Annotated in this window: 17 protein-coding genes and 1 pseudogene; 6 read left to right on the top strand and 12 right to left on the bottom strand. The window is 65.9% G+C overall.

All coding sequences use genetic code 11. The annotated features are described in order from the left end of the window. The first annotated feature begins 3 nt into the window (after nt 1-3). The 3 genes from FHR66_RS21020 (at nt 4) to FHR66_RS21015 (ending at nt 6,012) form a co-directional block, all read left to right on the top strand. Nucleotides 4-4,782 (top strand): RHS repeat-associated core domain-containing protein, encoded by a 4,779-nt coding sequence (locus tag FHR66_RS21020; protein ID WP_456361729.1) that lies wholly within the window; start codon nt 4-6, stop codon nt 4,780-4,782. Beyond that, nucleotides 4,775-5,266, top strand: coding sequence for a hypothetical protein (locus tag FHR66_RS06245; protein ID WP_160970313.1), 492 nt, complete (start codon nt 4,775-4,777; stop codon nt 5,264-5,266). Before FHR66_RS21020 ends, FHR66_RS06245 begins: the two co-directional genes overlap by 8 nt. Before the next feature lie 542 nt (nt 5,267-5,808). Further along, nucleotides 5,809-6,012: a hypothetical protein gene (locus FHR66_RS21015; RefSeq protein WP_343160697.1), complete on the top strand. Its 204-nt coding sequence runs from the start codon at nt 5,809-5,811 to the stop codon at nt 6,010-6,012. On the opposite strand, the pseudogene FHR66_RS06235 reads toward FHR66_RS21015, so the two are convergent. The 4 genes and pseudogenes from FHR66_RS06235 to FHR66_RS06220 all read right to left on the bottom strand — a co-directional run bounded on the left by FHR66_RS06235 (nt 5,996) and on the right by FHR66_RS06220 (nt 11,285). Further along, nucleotides 5,996-7,506 (bottom strand): annotated as a pseudogene (locus FHR66_RS06235) (MASE1 domain-containing protein). The gene FHR66_RS21015 and the pseudogene FHR66_RS06235 sit on opposite strands and share 17 nt — an antisense overlap. Before the next feature lie 176 nt (nt 7,507-7,682). After that, on the bottom strand, nt 7,683-8,405 hold the full coding sequence (locus FHR66_RS06230; protein ID WP_160970312.1) for a hypothetical protein: 723 nt from the start codon (nt 8,403-8,405) through the stop codon (nt 7,683-7,685). A gap of 58 nt (nt 8,406-8,463) precedes the next feature. Then, complete coding sequence (locus FHR66_RS20870) at nt 8,464-9,288, bottom strand: recombinase family protein (protein WP_202394968.1); 825 nt, start codon at nt 9,286-9,288, stop codon at nt 8,464-8,466. A 611-nt stretch (nt 9,289-9,899) separates the two neighbouring features. Then, entirely contained in the window at nt 9,900-11,285 is a 1,386-nt protein-coding gene (locus tag FHR66_RS06220; protein WP_343160696.1) for a S1 family peptidase, read from the bottom strand. Between the two features lie 365 nt (nt 11,286-11,650). On the opposite strand from FHR66_RS06220, the gene FHR66_RS06215 reads away from it, so the two are divergent. Next, nucleotides 11,651-11,803, top strand: coding sequence for a hypothetical protein (locus FHR66_RS06215; RefSeq protein WP_167087258.1), 153 nt, complete (start codon nt 11,651-11,653; stop codon nt 11,801-11,803). 512 nt (nt 11,804-12,315) lie between these two features. Here the strand turns inward: FHR66_RS06215 and FHR66_RS06210 are convergent. After that, the gene (locus FHR66_RS06210; protein ID WP_237475449.1) at nt 12,316-13,272 is read right to left on the bottom strand and encodes a C40 family peptidase; all 957 of its coding nucleotides are present in this window, start codon (nt 13,270-13,272) and stop codon (nt 12,316-12,318) included. Continuing rightward, nucleotides 13,269-14,951, bottom strand: a complete 1,683-nt coding sequence (locus FHR66_RS06205) for a sensor domain-containing diguanylate cyclase (RefSeq protein ID WP_160970311.1) — start codon at nt 14,949-14,951, stop codon at nt 13,269-13,271. The genes FHR66_RS06210 and FHR66_RS06205 overlap by 4 nt, the downstream gene beginning before the upstream one ends. A 412-nt stretch (nt 14,952-15,363) precedes the next feature. On the opposite strand from FHR66_RS06205, the gene FHR66_RS06200 reads away from it, so the two are divergent. Further along, nucleotides 15,364-16,545, top strand: a complete 1,182-nt coding sequence (locus tag FHR66_RS06200) for a putative acyl-CoA thioester hydrolase (protein WP_160970310.1) — start codon at nt 15,364-15,366, stop codon at nt 16,543-16,545. Nucleotides 16,546-16,572: 27 nt separating this feature from the next. Here FHR66_RS06200 and FHR66_RS06195 read toward each other — a convergent pair whose 3' ends face one another. From FHR66_RS06195 to efp, 6 genes are all read right to left on the bottom strand, one after another. Then, complete coding sequence (locus tag FHR66_RS06195; protein WP_160970309.1) at nt 16,573-17,277, bottom strand: isoprenoid biosynthesis enzyme family protein; 705 nt, start codon at nt 17,275-17,277, stop codon at nt 16,573-16,575. 192 nt (nt 17,278-17,469) lie between these two features. Continuing rightward, complete coding sequence (locus tag FHR66_RS06190) at nt 17,470-18,174, bottom strand: phosphoglycolate phosphatase (protein ID WP_343160695.1); 705 nt, start codon at nt 18,172-18,174, stop codon at nt 17,470-17,472. Nucleotides 18,175-18,220: 46 nt separating this feature from the next. Continuing rightward, a complete protein-coding gene (gene ubiG, locus FHR66_RS06185) occupies nt 18,221-18,940 on the bottom strand; it encodes a bifunctional 2-polyprenyl-6-hydroxyphenol methylase/3-demethylubiquinol 3-O-methyltransferase UbiG (RefSeq protein WP_160970307.1) in 720 nt (239 codons plus the stop codon). A gap of 53 nt (nt 18,941-18,993) precedes the next feature. Then, a complete protein-coding gene (locus FHR66_RS06180) occupies nt 18,994-20,328 on the bottom strand; it encodes a TRZ/ATZ family hydrolase (RefSeq protein WP_160970306.1) in 1,335 nt (444 codons plus the stop codon). A 25-nt stretch (nt 20,329-20,353) separates the two neighbouring features. Continuing rightward, nucleotides 20,354-21,019, bottom strand: a complete 666-nt coding sequence (locus tag FHR66_RS06175; protein WP_160970304.1) for a TMEM175 family protein — start codon at nt 21,017-21,019, stop codon at nt 20,354-20,356. Between the two features lie 127 nt (nt 21,020-21,146). Next, entirely contained in the window at nt 21,147-21,713 is a 567-nt protein-coding gene (gene efp / locus FHR66_RS06170) for an elongation factor P (protein WP_010343528.1), read from the bottom strand. 99 nt (nt 21,714-21,812) lie between these two features. On the opposite strand from efp, the gene epmB reads away from it, so the two are divergent. Further along, nucleotides 21,813-22,847, top strand: a complete 1,035-nt coding sequence (gene epmB / locus FHR66_RS06165; protein WP_167087584.1) for an EF-P beta-lysylation protein EpmB — start codon at nt 21,813-21,815, stop codon at nt 22,845-22,847. Nucleotides 22,848-22,857 lie beyond the last annotated feature (10 nt).

Raw genomic sequence — 22,857 nt, 5'->3', positions numbered from 1 at the left:
GAGATGTCAAGGATTACAACTCTTTTTCTTTGCAGCGCGGCTGCCTTTCTCGGCATGCTTTTTTGCTTCGATACCAAGGCGCAGGATAAGCCATGGTCCTATTGGTATAAAGGCAATTGGGGGTACCAGTCCCTGAAAGAGGCAGAAAATGCCATGCACTCGGACGGGTCTGATCCAAAGTTTCAATACATGGAATATCGGAGTTCTTACGTGGATCCCGATGGGGTTTTGATGCTGCAGTATTCAGCCCCGGATCGATCTGCGATACCGCAAACCATTCTGTATGCCCACGGGCTGTTCACAGAAAATCACCCATGTGAGTCCGGCTGGTGTGGCGACGAGCAGACGGTGGTCAAGTCGCTGGAACAGGAACTATCCAAGCATGACGCGGAAACGAACTGTTCGACAGGACCATTCAATGTCACAGGCAGTTACTCAGAGCCATTCGGCGATTTCAACGTAGCTCAAACGCGGGAGTCGGCGACAGTTTTCTACTACGGCGACGCGGCCAACCAGAGTACCAGGCAGCTCGAATTCAAAAGAACGTGCGCAAATGGGCAAAGCCAGGCCGGGAGCATTCCACTGTTTAAGAAGCAGGATCTCATCTGCGAATCGGGTTACGAGATTGGATCTTACGAAAAGGCTGATTTATTAGCACGCTGGGCGGACAAGCGGTACTGCCGACCTAAAAACGACGACCGCTGGACGATCATCGCTGCCCACCTTATGCAGGTATCCACCTGCGCAGCCAATGCCAATCCATGCTACCCATCGACCGGCGACAAGGCCCGTTTCGAGCCCGATTTCACATTCGCCGGCAGGAAATTCGTGCGCTCTTACCACTCGCTGCGGCAGCTGTCGGCGCCATACATGGCGCGTGGCTGGTCCCACACGTTTCAGGAGTCGATCAGCACGAGTGGCGCTGACAAGCTACGCTACCTGAACGAATACGGATACATCGAGCTGTTCACATTCCCATCGTCGTCCAGCACAACGGCGACGGGTTCAGTGAGCGGCCGAGTGATACAGAGGGACCCCAACAACTTCGGGGCGGGCTGGAAGGTATTCGATGAGTATGGCGACGTCCGCATATTTGACTACAGGGGGCGGCTCGTTTCTCTGAAGAGCGGCTCGGACGCACGCGGCAATATTCGCTTCACTTACGACGAAAGCACGACCAAACTGCTGTCGGCCATGGACGACACCGGTAGAGAGCTGCTCTTCGGCTACTCCGGCGACCTGCTGGCCCACATCTACCTTCCCGACGGCAACTCCGTGGAGTACACCTATACAAATGGCGATTTGACGGGTACGACCGTTGCGGGATTCACCAAGACCTACTCCTATCAGGAGGATTCCCTGCTGACCGGTATCAAAGATGAAACTGGCTCAGACTACGCCAAGTTCTCGTACGACAACCGCGGAAGAGTGGCATCCAGCGCGCTGCTCGATGGGAAAGGGGCGCAAGTCGAAGTTACATCGCTGAAGTACGCCGATGACTACAACATCGAGGTCGCAGTGGATGGCATGGAAACACAGAAGTACGTGATTGGCCCCGGACTCAGCCGCCGAATCACCTCGATGACGGACGCACGTGGTACATCTGTGCGAAATTTCGACACCCGTGACAATCTGGCGTCCACAACGGATCGCAATGGGAACCAGACCGAGTATTTCTACAACAACGGTCTCCTGACGAACTCCAGGGAGTATATCGGCGATCTCACGTCGGGAAAGAGACGTGATGTGAGCATTTTCCGGGATGAAGTCGGCCGGAAAATCGGCGGACAAACCTCGATGCTGGATGGCGGGAAGTATCGAACCAGCCTGTTGTCCAAGCGCTCCTACGACATTTCCGGAAGGGTGGCGGCCGAGTGCCGCATGGATCCATCCGTTTCCGCAGCCAGCGGCTACAACTGTGGCAGCCAGGCGATTCCGCCCACTGGGGTGCGTCAGGTTCGCTACGAACGTTGCACCCAAGCCAACTACGAGTCCGGGAACTGCCCTTACGTGGGCGCTCTTCTTTCCGTTCGGAAGGACAAGGATTCGCAGCAGGTGGTGGCAACCTTCTCCTACTATTCCGCCAACGCGAGCGGCTGCGAGACCTCGCCGGCGCAATGCCGCTACCGCAAAGGCGACCTGTGGAAGGCCACCAACGCCCTCGGCCAGGTCACCGAGTATCTTGCCTACGACGGTGCCGGCCGCGTGTTGACGGTCAAGGACGCCAACGGTCGGGTCACCGACTTCACCTTCCATCCTCGGGGATGGCTCACCGCCACCAAGGTGCGGGGCGCTGACGACAGTACGGAGAGCGACGATCGCATTACCCTGGTCGACTACTGGCCGAACGGCTTGGTCAAACAGGTGGCACAACCGGACGGAACTCTCACGCGATTTGCCTACGACGCTGCGCACCGCTTGACGGATATTGCCGACAACGCCGGCAACACGATCCACTACACGCTGGACAGCGCTGGGAACCGGGTCAAGGAGGACACCAAGGATGCATCGGGGGCGCTCAAACGCACACTCTCGCGCGTTTACAACCAGTTCGGTCAACTCGCCACGCAGGCCACGGCGCAGGGCAATCCGACCGACTTTGGCTACGACGCCAACGACAACGCCACGACTGTCACCGACGCGCTGGGGCACAAGACGCAGAATGATTACGACGGACTCAACCGGCTCACCCGGACGCTGCAGGACGTGGGTGGGATCGCCGCCGAAACCAAGTTCAGCTACGACGCACTGGACAACATCACGAACGTCACCGACCCCAAAGGCCTGGACACCAGCTACGTCTACAACGGCCTGGGCGACATGACCGCGGTGACCAGCCCGGACACGAGCACCACAACCTACACCTACGATACTGCCGGCAACCGATCGACCCAGACGGACGCGCGGAACGTCAGGACGAGCTATAGCTACGACGCGTTGAACCGATTGACCCAGGTCGCCTACCCAACAACGAGTCTCAATATCCGGTACACCTACGACGTCACCCAAACCACCTGCGCCAGTGGCGAGACGTATGGCATCGGTCGCCTCACCAGGATGCAGGACGGCAGCGGCAGCACCGACTACTGCTACGACCGGTTCGGCGATCTCGTGCGCAAGGTTCAGTCAACGAATGGCAAGGTATTCGTGCTGCGATACGCGTACACCAAAGCGGGTCAGCTCAGCCGGCTGACCTACCCAGACGGAACAGTAGTGGACTATGTACGCAACGCCCAGGGCCAGACCACCGAGATTGGTGTGACCACCCAAAGCGGCTCGCGGCAAGTGGTGCTGAAGCAGGCCACCTACTATCCATTCGGTCCGGTGGCCGGGTGGACCTACGGTAACGGCCGTCCGATGCAGCGAGTTCTCGATCAAGACTACCGTCCGCTGGCAGTCAACGACACCCGCAGCGATGGATTGGCGGTGGGCTTCGCGTTCGACCCGGCCGGCAACCTCAGCGCTCTCACCGCTCCGGGCAATACGGCGCCGGTTGTCAGCTTGGACTATGACGCGCTCGGTCGGCTGACCGCATTCAAGGATGGTCCGACCGGCACGGTGATCGACGGCTACAGCTACGACGCCACGGGCAACCGCGTCGGAGCCAAGGTCAACACCGCCACGCAGATCTACACCTACTCAAGTGACAACCACCGTCTGAGCAGCGTCGGCACCACCACACGCAGCTACGACGCAGCCGGCAACACGACGGCGATTGGCGGAACGTCAAGGGAGTTCATCTATGACGACATGGGCCGCATGAGCCAGGCGAAACGCTCCGGCAGCGTCGCCATGACCTACAGCTACAACGGCCGCGGCGAGCAGGTCAGACGGTTCGCAAAGACCAGCACCTACACGGTTTATGACGAGACCGGCCATTGGCTGGGCGACTACGACAACAACGGAGCGGTGGTGCAACAGGCGATCTGGTTGGACGACATGCCGGTGGGCGTACTGGTCAAGACCGCGTTGCGATACGTCGAGCCAGACCATTTGGGCACGCCGCGTGCCGTGATCGATCCGGTGCGCGACGTGGCGATCTGGCGATGGGACTTGAAGGGGGAGGCATTCGGCGCCACGGCTCCGGATCAGGACCCGGACAAGGACGGTACTGCGTTCGTGTTCAATATGCGCTTTCCCGGCCAGCGCTATGACGCGCAGAGCGGCCTCAACCAAAACTACTTTCGGGATTATGACTCTGTTACCGGCCGATATGTGCAAAGCGATCCGATCGGACTGGCTGGCGGTCCGAACACGTTTGCGTACGCAGGTCTCTCGCCGGCTGTAGCGGTGGATCCAAGCGGATTAGCCGCGTATTTGATCGACGTACCACCCGAGAATCGCCGCCCTGCTGGAAGCATCTATTGTGTAGATGGTATTGTTAAGCCCTACTACAACTACAGCCAATGGCCGGACGACTATCGCCAGTGCTCCGAGGTTGCCGATTGCGTTGCCGCGCACGAGATGTCGCACGTGGCAGACGCCAATCGCTCCAATCCCAATCTTTGCCAGCGAGGACCGCTTCAGTGGATGGGCATAAGCGCACCGCCCAAAGCGGTCACCTTTCCCAGCACTCCCGCGCCAGGTCAGAAGTATAGCGAGCTTGATATTTCCGAGTTCTATGCGCATGCCGCAGAATTGGACTGCCTGCGGGGCAAACTCACTGCCAAGAATTCGCAATGTGATGCGAAGTGCAAGGCTGCAATCATTCGACGAATTAAGCAGATCACCAACATCGCCATCCCCTCCATCAAGAACGGCACCTATGGATACAGTGACTAAGTTGATCCTGCCCTCACTGCTTTTGATGGCGATCCAGGGACAGGCTTTGTCGAAGAACGTCTTGCAACTCGACGCCTCGGTCGCCTGCGATTCCAAGGATGAGCTCACAATCCGCGCAGTGAACGAGGGCGCGCCCTTCAAGCTCGATGAATCCCTCATGCCCTGGAATTTGCCAAGGGCGGCCAGCCTGGAGGCATATGCTCTGCGCGATGGCAAGGCCGTCAAACTCAAGAGGATCGGACCTATTGAGGACCATCTGTCTGAATTCTACTTTGGTTCGCATCAATCACGGGAAGGACGAATCTCCATTAAACCCAGATTCTTAGGATTCGGCGAGGACAGGAGCACTGACTATCTGGTCTTCTTTGATCTCCGATATCAATTGGCAGATATCGATCTGGTGATGGAGGGGAAACGGGGGGTCATCTTCTTCCCCAAGAAAGGCCTATTTCAGAGTGAGTGCCCGATCTTGATCCCGCGATAGCCAGGGCGGCGCTGGTCGAGCTAGCGCGGGAAGCTCTGCCCTATCGCACTCGCGCGCGGCTCTCCGCCTTGACCCGTATTGCAGAAGGCTTTTTGACGAGGCCTGGGGGGGCCGCATCCTCAATCTGCGCCACAGGCGGAGCTGCCTCCCGACCGCGCGTTGCTGGACACGGTATGGGTCATCGCTCGGGATCAGCAAGCTGAACCAACGTTCCTCGACTCTGCCCCGGACTTGTCGACCGCTCACGTCATCGGACCACGTACCTTGGATCGGCCTGAATTGCAGGCGATAGCTCCCCGAAGGGGACAAGGACGAATCATGGAGATGATGAAGACGAGCGTGCTGGCCCGTATCGCGCTGGCGGGCGTTCTGCTGGCTGGCGCCCATGTGGCGCAGGCGTGCTGCCCCGGATGGTGGTCACGGGGCGCCTGCGGCCGCCGGCCTGGGCGAGGCTTTGCCGAAGGCAAGGAACCTAGCATTGGACCCGGCCTGGCGCATCTATGAGTTCGAGCGCGACGGCGTGACGTACCTGCAGATCAACGATGTCGCGGGCACGGTACGCCGCAGTGGGCAGAGTCAACGACACGCTGTGGGTGCTGCCGATGGGGGCGGACGTGGCACGCGTAACCTTGCCGGCGAAGGGAGCCAGCACCGCGGGTGCGGTGGTGTACCAGACCTCGGGCTTCGTCGTACGCGTGGTGCCCGGCAGCGGCGGCAACGCCAGGCAGATCAGCGCCGCAGACTGAGCCCTTCGCCCACCGACTCCGAAACGAGAAAGCTGAGGCAGTACGCATGGCGGCGCCGGCAGGTACCGCCATGCACTTTGAGCCGGGCCGCGAGCTCCCAGTCGGCATCGTGCGCCACTGTACGGCGCCGATCCAGCGGAGAGGCGTCGGCGACTACGCAGAGCACGATGCCATGGCGCCTTCCAGCTCGCCACACCCTGCCCTTGATGAGATAGCGCTTCGCTGGCGGCAGGGTTTCGACAACGCTGAGGACGCATCGGTACGCGACAAGCTGCAGCCCGAGTGAGAGCTGCATGGGATCGCCATGCAAGCGGCACTCGAACTCGGTATCGCAGAGATTGCTCATCGAGACCGAACGCAGAGTGGCGTACAGGCCATGCGTCTCGATGCCCAGTGGGTACAGAGCGGTGACGTACTCGTCGAGCAACTGGGCTGGATCACGCTCGTGCGCGTCATCTCCATTGCCGCGGCATGCTGTCCCCGCGAGCGGAGATGGGCCACGATGTCCGTGCGCAGCTTGTTGATGTGGACGGCCAGGTCGCTGTACTCGACCACCCGGCGGCGCAGCGTGCGTTCCGCCTGCATGTAGCTCGCCTGCGCGACCTGCCAGGCTTCCTGACGCTGGTGGCGGAAGTGGCGGGCGTGCTCGAAGGCAGCGGACAGGCGCGACCCGAAAACGAACAGGCCCGTGGCCGCCGCCGCGAGCGCGAGCTGCACACGGAATGCCTCGGCGTGGTAGGACGCCAGCGTCATGGAATCCGGCAGCATGATCCCGATCGCCACGTTGGCGAGCACGACGCCGACAGCAGCGCCGCGCCAGCCGTGCAGCAGCGTGAGCACCACCGAGGGAACGACCATCAGCGACATCAGGATCTGGTGCGACAGGCGGTCCTGCGCCATGCTGGAGATCAGGAACAGCGCCACCACGGCTGCCGACCCGAGCAGGCCATCCCTCGGCAGCCGCGGCCGGGCTGTGGCCGGCTCCTCCCGGCGCAGCCACAGCAGAGCTGGCAGCGTGGACATCAGCATGCCCAGGTAGTCGCCCAGCCAGTAACGCGTAAGCGCCTCCAGCGGCGTCAGCGCCGTGTAGCCTTTGAACAGGGCATTCAATGCCAAGTTGCACAACGTGCTCCACAGCGCGAGGATCAAGGCCAGCGGCAGCAGCAGGTACTCCTGGTCCACGAGCCGCGGTAGCTGGCGCCGCGCGGCGTGCACGGCCAGTGCCACGCATGGCATCAGCAGGAAGGGACTGGTGTACGCCCAAACCGGGCTCGCGCCGCGCTCGATCATCGGCACGCGGATCACCAGCAGCGCGGCCGCATCACCGGCGAGCAGATAGGGCCACAGGCGATACGGCAGGAACAGCAAGGTCGCGGCGCGCAACCCCGCCGGCAGATACCACTGATCCATCGAGCAGCGCGACGCCAGCAGGAAAGAGGCACAGTAGCCAAAGCTGAGCAGAGCGCCTTTGGCGATGTCTTTCCCCGCGGCCATTCCAACCGGTCCGTGGCGTGTGGGCGCCACTGTACAAGCGCGTTCGGTGCTTGAGATAGACAGTTGCTTAGCTGCGCGCTCCAGTCTGGCAAAGCGTCGGCTATGCGCCGCCGGCCCGGCTAAGGGGTTCTTTTACCGAGCTGGTCGCGCGCGGTCATCGCCATTTCGAGCATCTGTTATTCATCTTTGCGCCGAAGCTCCTTCTCCCGCAACTCGCGATAAAGCGGCGGGTAATACACCCTGAGAAAGGGCAACGGCGCGAACCAGGTCTTGTAGAGCATCCAACATGCGGCCCAAAGCAGCACGGCAGCAAGAAGGATTCCTGCGTCCCCAAGCTGGAAGATCAAGTCCAGAACAAGGGACCGACCGCCTGTATGCGTGAACGCGAGCGCGAAGTCGGCAACAGCCATGACCAACGTCGCGAAAACGAGGTCGCCCACGCGTCCATCCTCGGAGAGCCTGTCTTTCCATCTCCGCCACTCGTCATCGTACATACGCAGCAGGAAATCGCTCTCCCGTTCCAACGCCAGATCAAGGAGCTTCGTGACGGACACTTCGCCATACGGTTCCGAACGCCGGTCTGACGAATCGACGCCGACCCCGGGAAAGAGGAAGACGAACCAACGCACCCCAGCACCCAGCAGCGGCAGCACGAAGCTGACCAAGAGACCAAAGGTCGCTGCCGACACTACGAGAAAGCCGAGGTCCTTCCAGAGCATGTCGGCCGATGTCGACCACTGAAGCATCCCTTTCCCACCCTTGAAAACCAGCGCCGCATCGACGAAAAGCACAATGCACACGAACCGCATCACCCACTGAGCATCCCACGCCTTTTCCACCAGGCTGAGATGGGGCAGCCCCTCCTTCGCGCCGCCCTTCGACTTTTCCTCACCTGTCATCTCTGCAATCTCCTCTTCAGGGGTACGGTGCGGCAGAGAATGCCCAATTCCCCGCCATCTATCGAAAGCTGCTCAAACCACGAACCGCTCGTGCATGCCTGGCAGGCACAATGTTCGCCACGCGTCGTCGAGCGCGGCCCGCTCCTCCGGCCTCGCACAGGCCGCTCCCGCCATCGCGAAGGTGGACAAGGTCGCCGCAGTAGAGGTGATTACGCAGCACCCTCGTCAGTGCAGACTTTTTGAGCGGACCGCCGTACTGATTGCGAAACCCCTTGCGGTGCATTTCGTCAGCGAGCAGCTTCACAGAGCCGATGGCGGGATACCGCCGGTGCGCGTAGCGGACGGCCTCCGCCTCGGTCTCCAGGATATCCAGGTATCCCTTCTGGACCGTATAACCGAAGGGCCGTCGCGCACTCTTCCAAAGCCCTCGCTGCCGGGCACCTGCGAACCAATCGCGTAGGCGTTCCGAGGTCATGTCGCGCTCGAATTGGGCGAATGACAGAAGCACGTTGAGCAGAAGCTTCCCGATGCTTGTCGCAGTATTCAGCGACTGAGTCACCGACACGAATGTGACGTTATAGGACTCGAATAAGGAGATGAGATTGAGAAAGTCGCGAAGGGAACGCGACAGGCGGTCGATCTTGTAGAGCACGATCATGTCCACTGCGCCCTGTTGCACCTGGGTGAGCAGCGCCTGCAGCGCAGGTCGCTTGAGCGTGGCCCCCGAGTAGCCGCCGTCGTCGTAATGTTCGGGGAGCAACTGCCAACCCTCGTAGGCCTGGCTTGTGATGTAAGCAGCGCAAAGGTCGCGCTGGACCTGTAGTGAACTGAGTTGAGGGTCGGTCTCGTCCGCCGACTTGCGGGTATAGATGATGCAGCGCATGGGGATCTCCGGCAAAAGAATAGGAGCACGCTCAGCACTTGCTGCGCGTGCGCTCAGATCTCTTATTGCTGTTCAAATCCACACCCGTGAAGGCGACATGCGACGATCAGACGTCTGTGTGACGTTGACGAGGTCGAACCGGATACTACCTCAGCGTGCCCGAGCTGGTGACAGGCGGTACCGATCTCCAGCTAGCCGCGTTTCCAGCCCCGGCCGTGGTTTCCGCACGCAGCATCCAGAAGCCAGGCGCGGAGACATCGATACCGCGCCATCAATGCGTGGGGCGGCCCCTGCCCCCATTGATCGCGGCACCCGCCCATCCGCCTGCGCGGCATCGAGTCCGCCCATCGCAAGGAGACCCGGCATGCCCTAGCGTGCCACGGCCAGCCGCGCCCCCCCCCCGCCGTGGTTCTCCTTTGCCGTGCCGCATCGGACCATGCCGACACGGCCCTCAAACGCGAGCAGCCGGCGGGGGCGTAACGCCTGCTCGATCAAGAGGACCGGCTCGCCGCTACGGCGGCTCCTGCAGCTGTCTGATATGCCGGCTGGACCAATTTGATCCGCGCGCGCTGCGATAGTGGTTACGCCGGCAAGGGTGCCGGGTGATTGGATCAGTACAGCCGCAGGCCCAAGTCCACGATCTTGCCAATCGGACTGAAAACCAGCATGGCGCACCGGCCCGGTTCGACGCCGGCATAGGAAGCGCTCTTGACGATGCCGTAGGCAATGTTTCCATAGTGGACCGGCCCGCCACTGTCACCACCGAAACACGCCAGGTCGTCCCCTACGACCACCTTGTAGGCCCGGGGGTCACAGACCTGTCCGTTGCACTCCTTGCTGCCAAAGCTCGCCGTGCTGCTCGACACGACGCCGCATGTCCAACCGGTCAGCAAGCCCCTGTGGCACACCCGATCCCCGGGTACGGCGGCTGCGGTGGAGAGGATCACCACGCCGCAACTGGAACAGGTGTCGCTCGCGAAGACTTCTCCGAGCGGGCGGTAGCCCAGGACCGGGAAGGAATGCCATGCCAGGTCGTGTGTCGCATCGAATAGCTGGTCCTCGTACGTCAGCTTCGCAGTGACCTGCGCGCCGCTCGCCGCATCCGACCAGTTGCCGTACATGAGGTTCTTGCCACAGTGCGCCGCGGTGACCAGGCCCCACTTGGTGTTGTCCTTGTTCCGCACGATGAAGCCGCCAGTGCACTGGTGCTCGTTGTCCAGATTGAGGATCTGCGAGCCGCCGCGCACATAGGGTGCCTGGGTCGTTGCCATTGGCGCACTCTGTGTGGGCAGCGTTGAGCTGGACGATGGCTCGGGCGACTCTTGTGGCTCGGATTCCATGGGGCCAGGCAGGAACTTGAACCTGACGGGCACGCCGAGCTGACGACTCAGCGCTGCGTTCTCCGCTTCGTAGGCAGCGTGTTCCTCCGCAGGGACGAAGACGTAAAGCACGATCGCGGCATGCACTTCATCGATACCCGTGCCTTGCAGGCCGGGCACCTGCTCCTGCAGGCGTGCTTGGTTCGCCGCCAGGATGGCGCTGATCTCGTCCAGCGTCTTGCCGGACACCAGTGTGAATTCCACCGGGATGGTTCCGTGCGCGGTGGACAACTCACGGATAGCGGGCACCGGCCCCTGCTTGAGACGCAGGACGAGTTTGAATCCGTCACGGCTATCGTCCCAGTAGGATGTATCGAGACGGTCTGCATAGTCCGCTTTGAAAGCCTCGATCTCCGGCCGGGCAAGCACCTGCCTGAGCTCCAGGCGCCGGGAGGCTTCCGCCTCAGCCACGTGATTGTCCTTTGCGTAGCTTCGGGAGATGACCTCCAACTGGTCCGACGGTTTGGCATCCTGGGCCTGGACAGTACTGGACAGCGCCATTGCGCAGGCTGCGACGAAAAGCCACTTTTGTCTCATCGTTTGGTCCTCCTTGAATGTTGTTCCTGAAGGGCAGTTCCATTTATTTTTCTTGTCGCCGAAGCCCGTGTCAAACGACACAGATCCAGCATTCCAGCGTCCTTCTTCCCTCGCTGTCAGGCGCCATCGAGGGCGGTTGGCGTGGGCAACACATTCGTTATTCAAGTGATAACGATTGATCCGTAGAACGCATTACCATCCGGCTCCGCTCCCGCCCAGCGCCCCAAGGCATTCGCCGGCAGGTCAGAGACTTAGACCCTCCAGTGCGGCACATCACGGCCCGCGAATGCATGCCGTCTCAGGGTGCCCTTGCCCAACATCCAGGAGCGTGCAGCTAGCACATCGCCTCCTGACCATCAATGCGGTGTAAACCACGTCCTCATTGATGGCGGCGGCCATCCGTGCGCCTGCGCAGCATCGAGTCTCCCCACAGCAAGGAGACCGACATGACCTCGCGTGCCACGGCCAGCCACGCCGAATCCCCTCGCCTCCCCCTGTCCGGCGTCCTGGCCGTGGCACTCCTTTGCAGTGCGGCATCGGCCCACGCCGATGCCGCCCTCGAACGCGAGCGGCTGGCGGGGGCGCAGCGCCTGCTCTGATGTATCAGGTTCACTGGTGCGCGGCGGAGCGTTCATCAGGTGCAGTGACGTACAGCGGCATGTTCATTTTGTAGGAGCGGCTTCAGCCGCGACGGGCATTCCCGGTAACGCCCGTCGCGGCTGAAGCCGCTCCTGCAATCGCGACGATATATCGTGCCGAGCCGCGACGCGTTGCTAGGGATGTCGTCCTGAAGTCGCTCCCACATCGGAACGCTGCGCGGCATCCGCGTCGCGCAGCGGCTGGGCGGCGGGTCTCGGCGCAGGAACGCAAGCGGCAGCGGAGAGGCGCGCCGGCGCTCACTCGAATCACCGCGCGCGGACGGGCGGTGTCGCGCGAGGCCGTACCCTCACCCCAACCCCTCTCCCGGTGGGAGAGGGGCTTGCTGCCGGTCCTTTCCTTCTGCCCTCCCCTCGGGACCACAGCTCTCTTATTGCGGGGAGAGGGTGCACCGCAGAGGCGGATGAGGGGTCGGGCGCAGACTCGTGCAATGCGCTGGCGCGTAGCCTTCCCGTTACACCGGCGTGGCCGTCGGCAGCAGGCGCCCCAGCACGACATGCGATGGGCTGTTGGCCAGGTCCAGCGGCATCACCAGCTTGGGATTGGGATGCGGCAACGGCGTTCCCGGGGCCTCTTCGCCGGCTTCCCGCAACAGACTGCCGTTGTCTTCCGCCTGGTCGGTGACCGGCGGCAGCGGCGGCAGGCCCAGCCCGGCGCGGACCGCGTTGGCACCGTTCAGCAGATCCTCGTCCGTGACCGTGGTCAGCGCCGAGGCGGCCAGGCTGGCCGGTGCGCCCTCCACCGCCGCCAGGCGCTGCGCCACGTCGCCCAGGACCTGCTGCCGGTGCGGATGCAGCAGTTGCCACACTTCCTCCCATAGCGCCTTCCAGTCCAGGTCCGGGAACGGCATGTGGGTGGGCCCGCTGAGCACGATCTGCGGTGCCAGCCGGCCCGGCGGTGTCGCGTCGCATTCGGCCAGCGCGCGGTACACCACCTCGCTGCACACCATGTGCGAGGGGTTGTCGCGGACCAGGTGGTCCAGCGCCTCGCGCACCACGATCCGCGCCAGCCAGTGCTGCGGCCACTTGCCGCGGATGGCGACCAGCACGCCCAGCGTCGCCAGGCTGTCCAGCGGATACGGGACGCCCAGCAGCGATTGCGCCTTGGCCAGCACGCTGGCGCGGTCGGCGTCGTCCAGCGCCAGGCAGGCGTAGCTGAGTGGCCGGTAGGCGTCGATGATGAGGTAGTTGGTGGTGTCGGTCAGTCGCTGCGACAGCGGATAGCGGCGCACGCCGCTGGCCGCCGCCTCGATCAGATCGCCCTGGTCGGCGACGATCGCGGCATGGCTGTAGATGCTGTCGCCGCACCAGGCGATCAGTTCGGACACCGGGCCGCAGCCCAGTTGCAACAGGATGTCGCCGACCTGCAACTGATCGGGAGCGAACGCGGGCAAAGCGGGCTGGGCAGTCATGGCTGGGGCTCCTGGTGGGTAACGCGGTGGGTGGGGGACACGCTGACGCGGTTGCGGCCGGCGGCCTTGCTGGCGTACAGCGCGGCATCGGCGCGCTGCAGCAGCGCCGCGACGCTCTCGCCGTGCTGCCATTGCGCCACGCCGACGCTCAGCGTGCATGACAGCGCCTGGCCTTCGCGCGGCAGCGGCTGCGCGGCGACGTGCTGGCGGATGTCCTCGGCCACGCGCCGCGCGGCCTCCAGCGTGGCGCCGGGCATCAACAGCAGCATCTCGTCGCCGCCCTGGCGGCCGAGCGTGTCGGTGCTGCGCAGGCGCGCACGCGCGCACGCGGCGACCCAGCGCAGGCAGGCGTCGCCGCCGGCGTGGCCGTGGATGTCGTTGATGCGCTTGAAGTGGTCGATGTCGATGTAGGCCAGCGCCAACGGCCGCTCGCTGCGCGCGGCGTCCTGCAGCGCCTCGGCCAGGCGCTGCTGCAGCGCGGCGCGGGTGAGCATGCCGGTGAGTTCGTCCACCGTCGCCATGCGGCTGACGCGGTCGCGATCGCGACGCAGCTCCAGCATCTGCTCGGCCAGGCCGAAGGTGACCAGCAGGCAGGAGATCGCCAGCGCCAGGCTGATGCCGTGCGCCAGCAGCGGCGCAGCCAGATCCAGGTGCAGCCAACCGGTCAGTTCCAGGCAGCGCAGCACGCACAGCATCCACAGCGGCGTCCACGAGGCCAGCAGCGGCCAGGCGTAGCGTTGCCCGCGCAGGGCCAGCAGCAGGCAGCACGGCAGCAGCAGGGCCGCGCCGACGATCAGCCCGACATTGCCCAGCAGACTCAGCACCACCGAATCCGACACCAGGCAGGCCATGGCGATGCCGAGCAGGAACAGCGCGCACAGCCGCAGCACCCGGTCCAGCCGCGGCAGTTGCCGGTGCATCTCCAGTTGCCGGCGCTGGAAGGTGATGATGAAGAAGCCGCCGAGCGCGGCGACGATGCGCATCGGCGTCGGCGAGGACGCGAACACGCTGGCCAGGCCGGGCACCGCGCGCGCCTCGCCGCCGAGGCCGAGCAGGTACAGCAGCACGCACATCACGTTGGCGGTGAAGTACCCGTAGATCGGTTCGCGCAGGCGCGCCCACAACGCGATCGCCAGGATCGCCAGCACCGCGGTCGAGCCGAGGATGAAGGCGCGCCAGCCGACGTAGTGCAGGTCCTCGCGCTGCACCTGCGCCAGCGGCACGATGCCCACCGGCATCGGCATCGCCGCCGGCGCATGCACCCGCAGCCAGATCGAGGCGCCGCGCGGCAGTCCCTGCGGCAAGGCGATCACCAGGGCGCGGGTCGAGTAGCGCAGGTCGGCGTCGGCACCGTAGATCGCGTGCCGGGTCGGCGCGGTGCGTCCCGGCACCCAGGCCTCGACCCGGGTCAGGTACGGCGACTGCAGCACCAGCTGCGGTTGGCCCGCGCTGCCGATCGCGCGATCGGCGCGGATGCGCCACCAGGTGGGCTGCTTGCTGCGCTCGTACAGGGTCGCGCCATGGCCGGCATCGGCGAACGCGGCATCGTGGCGCCCCGCCACCACCTCCGGCGCCGGAGGGTCGGCGGCCAGCCGTTGCAACAACAGTTCCTGCCCCAGCGCCGACCCGACCATCCCCAGGCACAGCAACAGGCAGCACCAACGGCACAGGCGCTTCAATCGACGGGTTCCAAGTGGGATCGGCGTCGAGCGTAACGCAAGCCGCGACGCCGTTCGTATCCAAATTCACGACCCCGTCACACCACAACGTGGGGTCGGCACACGGCGCGCAGATCCATGCCGCAGTGCGGCGGCAGTCTCCCGCCGAAAGGTCTGGAACGCCGGCAGCCGTCGCGTTTTGCCCTGGGAATCGCCCTCCACGCCCACACCAACCGGCGCTCCGCACGTGCTGCGGATCAGTGATCGTGATGGAGACGACACAACCGGCCTCTGGCTGCGACATCGGCCGGCATCGACGCGCGAACGCCCCTACCATCGCCGGTCCGCTGACGACGCCGGATCAGGCGACCGGATGACACCGGTATCATTTTAAGCGTCGCCGCGGCCCCTTATCCTTGAGCGGAGGCTTCCAATGACCGTATCGCGCTGGTTGCTGCTTTCCTCCACCCTGGCCCTGGCGGCCGGGGTCGTCACCGATGCGCCGGCCCTGACCGGGACCACGTCGCGCCCGCAACTGACCAGCAGCGAGGCGGCCAGCCAGACCGTCGCCCGCCACCTGGCCCAGGCCGGCCCGATCGGCGCCCTGGTCACCGACAACTGGGATCCGAGCGCCGGGGTCGCGCTGCTGAAGGCCGACTACGCCGTGGCGGCCGACGGCAGCACCCGCTACCGCACCGTGCAGGCCGCGGTGGACGCTGCGGTCGCCGCCGGCGGCAGCATGCGCCGCTACATCAGCATGGCACCGGGCACGTACACCGAAGTGGTCTGCGTCCCGGCCGCGGCGCCGCCGCTCACCCTGTTCGGGCTGGGCGGCAGCCCGGCCAGCACCACGATCCGTTTCGGCAACGCCAATCCCACGCCGAAGCCCACCGGCAGCGCCACCCACCCCTGCGCCAGCAACGCCGCCAGCAGCACCATCGGCACCTCCGACAGCGGCACCGTCACCGTGCGCGCCGCGCAGTTCCAGGCGCGCAACCTGGCGATCGTCAACAGCTACGTCGAGGGTACCTACAGCGGCAGCAACCAGTCGGCGGTGGCGCTGGCGTTGCGCGGCGACAAGGCGGTGCTGGAGAACGTGGTGCTGACCGGCAATCAGGACACCCTGCTGGTCAGTGCGGGCAGCGCCAACACGGTGATCCGCGCGTACCTCAAGGGCGGCACCATCGAGGGCGATACCGACTTCATCTTCGGCTCGGGCGTGGCGGTGTTCGCCGGCAGCACCATCCGCTACACCGCGGCCCGCCGCGGCGCCACCGACGGCGGCGTGATCTTCGCGCCCAGCACCCGCCCGGGCAGCAGCTACGGCTTCCTGGCCATCGGCAGCACCTTCGATGCGGTCGGCACTCCCGGCAGCGGCACGGTGTGGCTGGGTCGGGCCTGGGACGAGAGCGTGGGCAGCCTGGCCAACTACGTCGACGGCACCTCGCCCAACGGCAAAGTGGTGATCCGCGATTCGGTGCTGGGCGGGCACATCCGCAAGAGCGCGCCGTGGAACGCCTCGACCATCGGCCGGCCGTACTGCAGCAGCAGTTGCAGCACCTCGGCCAACCGCTTCTACGAATACGCCAACAGCGGCGCCGGCAGCGCCCCCTGAGGCAAGGCGACGTGGTGTGGGCCGGGCTTAGCCCAGCCCGGCCCACCAGGCGCGCCACAGCGTCGCCATCTGTCCCGGCGGCTTGGGCGTGGCGGTTGCCTGCTGCGCCGTCCGCGCACGCGCCAGCGCCGACAGGATGCGTCGCGCGCGCGGCCCGCGCACGCGGCGCGGCCATGGCTTCAGCAACGCCTGCGCCCAGCGCTGGCGCTGCTGCGCCTCATCGCCGCCGCGTAGCGCCAGCGGCGCGGTGGCGGCGCCGGCCTCGACCAGGCGCTGCGCCAGCACCTGCAGCGCGACCGGCACCGCGGCGCCCTCGACCGGGGCCTCGAACAGCGCGCGCTCGACCGCGACCACCGCCTGCGCGAACGGCTCCAGCCGCTCCAGTGCGTGCGCGGTGTCGGCCGCGGCCGCGCGCGACTGCGGCAGGCTCGGCAAGGCCTCGGCCAGTTGCGTCCACGGCGCGGCCACCGGCTCCAGCACCCGTCCCAGCGGATGCCGCGAACGCTGCCCGGCCCAACTGCGCAGTTCCTCGCCCCACCAGGCCAGCTTGGCGTCGGCCGGCAGCGGATCGCCGGCGATGTTGAGGATGTCGTCGAACTCCTGCAGCAGGGCGAACCAGGCCACGGTGCGGGCGCGCTGCGACGCCGGCACGAAGGCCTCGGCCACGGCCCATTCCGGCCAGCGGCGGCGCCATTTGTCGAGGAAGGCATCCAGGGCGGACGAACTGCTCATGCGATCGGTGAATCCGGAGTCAGGCGCGCGCAGCGAAGGCATCGCGCAACGGGGAGTGAGCGCGGTTGTCGCGCAGAACGCGCAGTTTACGTGCACGACCGGTGGATGCCGAGCGGTGCCGGCGTACAGGCGGCGCCACGACGGTCGCTGCCGCTGCGCGGCGGCGTCGCCAACGCAGCGACGGCACCGGCGTCAGGGAGCGGTTGCGCTGACCGGCCAGGCCGCGGCGGCGTACAGCTCGGCGGGCGTGGCGACCATCGCATCGGCGCGCCAGGCCAGCGGATCGTCCTCGTCCAGCCGGTAGCCCCACAGCACCGCGACCGAGGCCATGCCGGCGGCGCGTGCGGCAAGGATGTCGCGTTCGTCGTCGCCGACGTAGACCACCTCGTGCGGCGCCACGCCAAGGCGCTGCGCGGCGACCTGCAGCGGCAGCGGATGCGGCTTGCGCTCGGGCAGCGTGTCGCCGCCGATCAGCACCGCGCAGCGCTGCTCCCACTGCAGTTGCGGCAGGATCAACCGTGCCAGCGCCTCGGGCTTGTTGGTGACGATGCCCCACACGCTGCCCGCAGCCTCCAGCCGCTGCAGCAACCCGGCGATGCCGTCGAACGGCTGCGAATGGCGGCCGATCAGCGCCTCGTAATGGCGCAGGAATGCCGGGATCAGCGCATCGCGCTGCGCGGCGGGCAGATCCGGGAAGGCGACCCCGAGCATCGCCCGCGAGCCCTTGGACACCACCGGCCGCAACTGCGCCAGGGTCAACGCTGCACGGCCGTGCTCGGCCAGTACCGCATTGGCCGCGGCCAACAGATCCGGCGCACTGTCCAGCAGCGTGCCATCCAGATCGAACAGCACCACCTGCGGAAAGCGCGCCCGGGTATCGCCCGCCGCGGACTTCACGCCCACACGCACCCGCCGTTACCAATCCCCAATCCCGACTCCCGAATCACGGCTTCCCCGCACACGCCAGGTAATTGACCTCGGTGCGCGAGGACAGCCGCGCGCGGTTGCGCCACGGCTCGTAGGCCAGGCCGCTGACGTCGCGCAGCTGCAGCTCGGCCTGGCGCAACCAGGCCGCCAGTTCCGCCGGCTTGATGAAATCCTGGTAGCGGTGGGTGCCGGTGGGCAGCAGCCGCGCCACGTACTCGGCACCGACGATGGCCAGCGCGAACGCGGCCGGGGTGCGGTTGAGGGTGGACAGGAACAGCTGTCCGCCGGGCTTGAGCAGGGTCGCGCAGGCGCGCACGATCGCCGCCGGATCGGGCACGTGCTCGAGCATTTCCATGCAGGTGATCGCATCGAAGCTGGCCGGCTGCGCGGCCGCCAGGTCCTCGACCGACTGCACGCGGTAATCGACCTCGACCCCGGATTCGAACTGGTGCAGCCGTGCGACCTTGATCAGCTCCGGCGACAGATCGATGGCGGTGACCTGCGCGCCCTCCTTGGCCAGCGCCTCGCTGAGCAGGCCGCCGCCGCAGCCCACGTCCAGCACCGCTGCGCCGCGCAGCGGCAGGCGCTCGGCGACGTAGCGCAGGCGCACCGGATTGAGTGCGTGCAGCGGCTTCTGCGGGCCGTCGGCATCCCACCAGCGGGTGGCCAGGGCGCCGAACTTGTCCAGTTCGGCCTGATCGAAATTGGCGGAGGCGTTGGCGGCGGAAGCGGTCATGGCGAACTCTCGTTGGGGCCGCGCGCGCGGTGCGGCACGGCGAACATAGCGGATCAGGCGTGGACGCTGCGGATACGTTCGCGCCACTGCCGCGCATTGGCGACCAGGGCGTCGACGTCCATGTCCACCAGCACGCGCTGGCTCAGCTTGGGCTGGCCGGCGATCCACACGTCGCTGACCTGCTGCCGGCCGGTGGCGTACACCAGTTGCGACAGCACGTTGTGCAGCGGCTGGGTCTCCAGCGCCGACAGGTCCACGCAGATCAGGTCGGCCTGCTTGCCCGGCTCGATCGAGCCGATCTTCTCGCCGAAGCCCAGCGCGCGCGCGCCGCCCAGGGTGGCCGCGCGCAGCGTGCTGGCCGCATCCAGCGCGGTGGCGTCGTTGGCCACGGCCTTGGCCAGGATCGCCGCGGTGCGGTTCTCGCTGAACATGTCCAGGTCGTTGTTGCTGGCGCAGCCGTCGGTGCCGATCGCCAGGTTCACGCCCGCTCGCTGCAGCGCGCAGGCCGGACAGAACCCGGAGGCGAGCTTGAGGTTGGATTCGGGACAATGCACCACGCTGACCCCGCGCTCCGCGCACAGGTGGATCTCGGCGTCGGTGAGCTGGGTCATGTGCACCGCGATCAGGCGGTCGTTGACCAGGCCCAAACGGTCCAGCCGCGCCAGCGGGCGCTGCCCGTATTGCTTGAGCGAGTCGGCGATCTCCTGCGCGGTCTCGTGGGTGTGCAGGTGCACCGGCACCTCGAGCTGGTCGGACAGCATCCGCACCCGCTCGAAGTTGGCGTCGTTGACCGTGTACGGCGCATGCGGAGCGAAGGCGATGCCGACCAGCGGATCGTCGCGCCACTGGTCGTGCACCTCGCAGGCGCGGGCGAAGTATTCGTCGGAGGTCTTGGCCCAGGCGGTCGGAAAATCGATGATCACCGTGCCGACCCGCGCGCGGAAACCGTGTTGCTTGTACACCGCGGCCTGCACGTCGGCGAAGAAGTAGTTCTCGTTGGCGCAGGTGGTGCCGCCGCGCAGCATCTCGGCGATCGCCAGCGCGGTGCCGTCGGCGACGAACTCCGGCCCGATCACCGCGGTCTCCACCGGCCAGATGTGCTGCTGCAGCCACACCATCAGCGGCAGGTCGTCGGCGATGCCGCGCAGCAGGGTCATCGGGTTGTGGGTGTGCGCGTTGACCAGGCCCGGCAGCAGGGCCGCGTCCGGGCGCGAGACGGTGCGCGTGGCGGCGAAGCGCGTGCGCGCCTCGGCGATCGGCAGCACCGCCACGATCTCGCTGCCGCGCACCGCCACCGCGTGGTCTTCCAGCACCACCGCATGCGGCTCGATCGGGACCACGTAGCCGGCTTCGATCAGCAGGTCGCAGGATTCGGGAATGGAGGTCATCGCAGATGCTCTGGAAAGGGAAGGATCACGGTACGGGTGCCGGCGCCAGCTGCGCCTGGAGGATGCGCCGCTGGTACACGCGCATCACCACCCACTGCAGCAGGAAGATCGCCAGGAAGCCGAAGCGGCCCAGCCAGGGTGCCACCATGCCCACGGGGATGCACAACGCGAACACCACCGGCGAGACCGCCGCGCGCAGCTTCATCGCCTGCGTCTGCAGCGGACCCAGCCGCTGCGCCAGGCCTTCCTTGCGCACCGCATAGGCATGCAGCCAGTAGCCGGCCAGGCCGATCGCGGCCAGGTGCGCGCAGTACACCGCGAACGCCTCGTGGTTGCCGAAATAGTCCGAATACAGCGCGGTGGAGAACGGCAACAGGCCGATCAGCAGCAGTTGCAGCACGTTGAGCCAGATCAGCCGGTCGTCGAACTGGCGGATGTGCCGGCACAGCTGCAGGTGCGACTTCCAGAACAGCGCAGTGACCAGGAAGCTCACCGCGAAGCCGATGAACAGCGGCAGCATCCGGTGCAGCGCGGCGAGGATGCCACCGGCGGCCGCGACCTCGGCGTGTCCTGGCACCTTGATTTCCACCGCCAGCAAGGTGATGGCGATCGCGAAGACCGCATCGCTGAAGAACACGACACGGTCGTGCGGGTACTTGCTGTCGGCGCTATCGGCGTGGCTGGTCGTCACGGGGTGTCCTGGGAGCGAGGTGGTCCATCACCGCCGCGCGGCGATCCGGCGCATGGCGCTGCCTGGCCGCCGCAGCCAGCGCGTGCGCACGCCCACGGCCGGCTGCGGCCGCGGGCGTGCCGACGTATTACTTGACGCGCGAGACGTATTCGCCCGAACGCGTATCGACGCGGATCACTTCTTCCTGGCCGACGAACAGCGGCACGCGCACCACCGCGCCGGTCTCCAGGGTGGCCGGCTTGCCGCCGCCGCCGGAGGTGTCGCCGCGCACGCCCGGGTCGGTCTCCACGATCTTCAGTTCGACGAAGTTCGGCGGGGTGACCTGGATCGGCGTGCCGTTCCACAGCGTCACCACGCAATCCTCCTCGCCCTTGATCCACTTGGCGGCGTCGCCGACGCCGGCCTTGTCGGCCTGCACCTGCTCGAAGGTTTCCTGCTGCATGAAGTGCCAGTACTCGCCGTCGCTGTACAGGTACTGCATGTCGGTATCGACCACGTCGGCCGCCTCCACGCTGTCGGTCGCCTTCATGGTCATTTCGACCACGCGCCCGGACTTGATGAAGCGGTACTTGACGCGGGTGAACGCCTGGCCCTTGCCGGGCTTGACGTATTCGGTATCGGTGATGATCGCAGGCTCGCTGTTGACCAGGATCTTCATCCCGTTCTTGACGTCGTTCATGCCGTAGCTGGCCATCTGAAACTCCTCGGGTAAGGCAAACCCGCCGCGTTCGGCGGCCGGCCGGATAGAATGGAAGCCCCGCCGCAACGGCGGGCGCTCGTGTGATGACCGCCTATGATAACCGCAGCCCCCCGCCCGATGCAGCCGTCCCCGCCCCTGCCCGCCGCGCCGCCGCGCTGGCAGCAGGCCTGGCGCGACGCCGTGCGCGATCCGCACGAACTGCTGGCATTGCTCGGGCTGGACCCGCAGGCAATGGGCGTCTCCGAACAGGCTGCGACGCAGTTCGCGCTGCGCGTGCCGCGCAGCTTCGTCGCGCGCATGCGCCCGGGCGATCCGCACGACCCGCTGCTGCGCCAGGTGCTGCCGATCGACGACGAGCAACGCCTGGTTGCCGGCTTCGCCCTGGATGCGGTCGGCGACGCCGCGGCCAAGAAGGCCGACGGGGTGATCCACAAATACCGCGGCCGTGCCCTGTTGGTGGCCACCGGCAGTTGCGCGGTGCACTGCCGCTACTGCTTCCGTCGGCATTTCCCCTATGCCGACGAGACCGCGGCGCGCGACGGCTGGCGCACGGCGGTGGCGGCGATCGCCGCCGACCCCAGCATCGAGGAAGTGATCCTGTCCGGCGGCGATCCGTTGTCGCTGGCCACACCCAAACTGGTCGAACTCACCGAGGCGCTGGCGACGCTGCCGCAGCTCAAGCGCCTGCGCATCCACAGCCGCCTGCCGGTGGTGCTGCCCGAGCGCGTCGATGCGCCGTTGCTGGCCTGGCTGCGCGCGCTGCCGTGGCCGCTGGCGTTCGTGATCCACGCCAACCACGCCAACGAGTTCGATGCCGGCGTCGATGCCGCGCTGGCGCGCCTGCGCGATGCCGGCGCGCACCTGCTCAACCAGGCGGTGCTGCTGCGCGGGGTCAACGACAGCGTCGAGGCGCTGGCCGCGCTGAGCGAGCGCAGCTTCGCCGCGGGCGTGCTGCCCTACTACCTGCACCAGCTGGACCGGGTGCAGGGCGTGGCCCATTTCGAAGTGGACGATGCCCGCGCCCTGGCTCTGCACCAGGCGCTGGCCGCGCGGCTGTCCGGCTACCTGGTGCCCAAGCTGGTACGCGAGATCCCCGGCGACAGCGGCAAGCGCGCGCTGACGCCCTGACCCGTCTGGC

It is taken from the genome of Xanthomonas sp. F4 (assembly GCF_011761895.1).
Note: the sequence above shows the minus strand (reverse complement) of the source record. Positions and strands in the feature narration are given on the sequence as shown.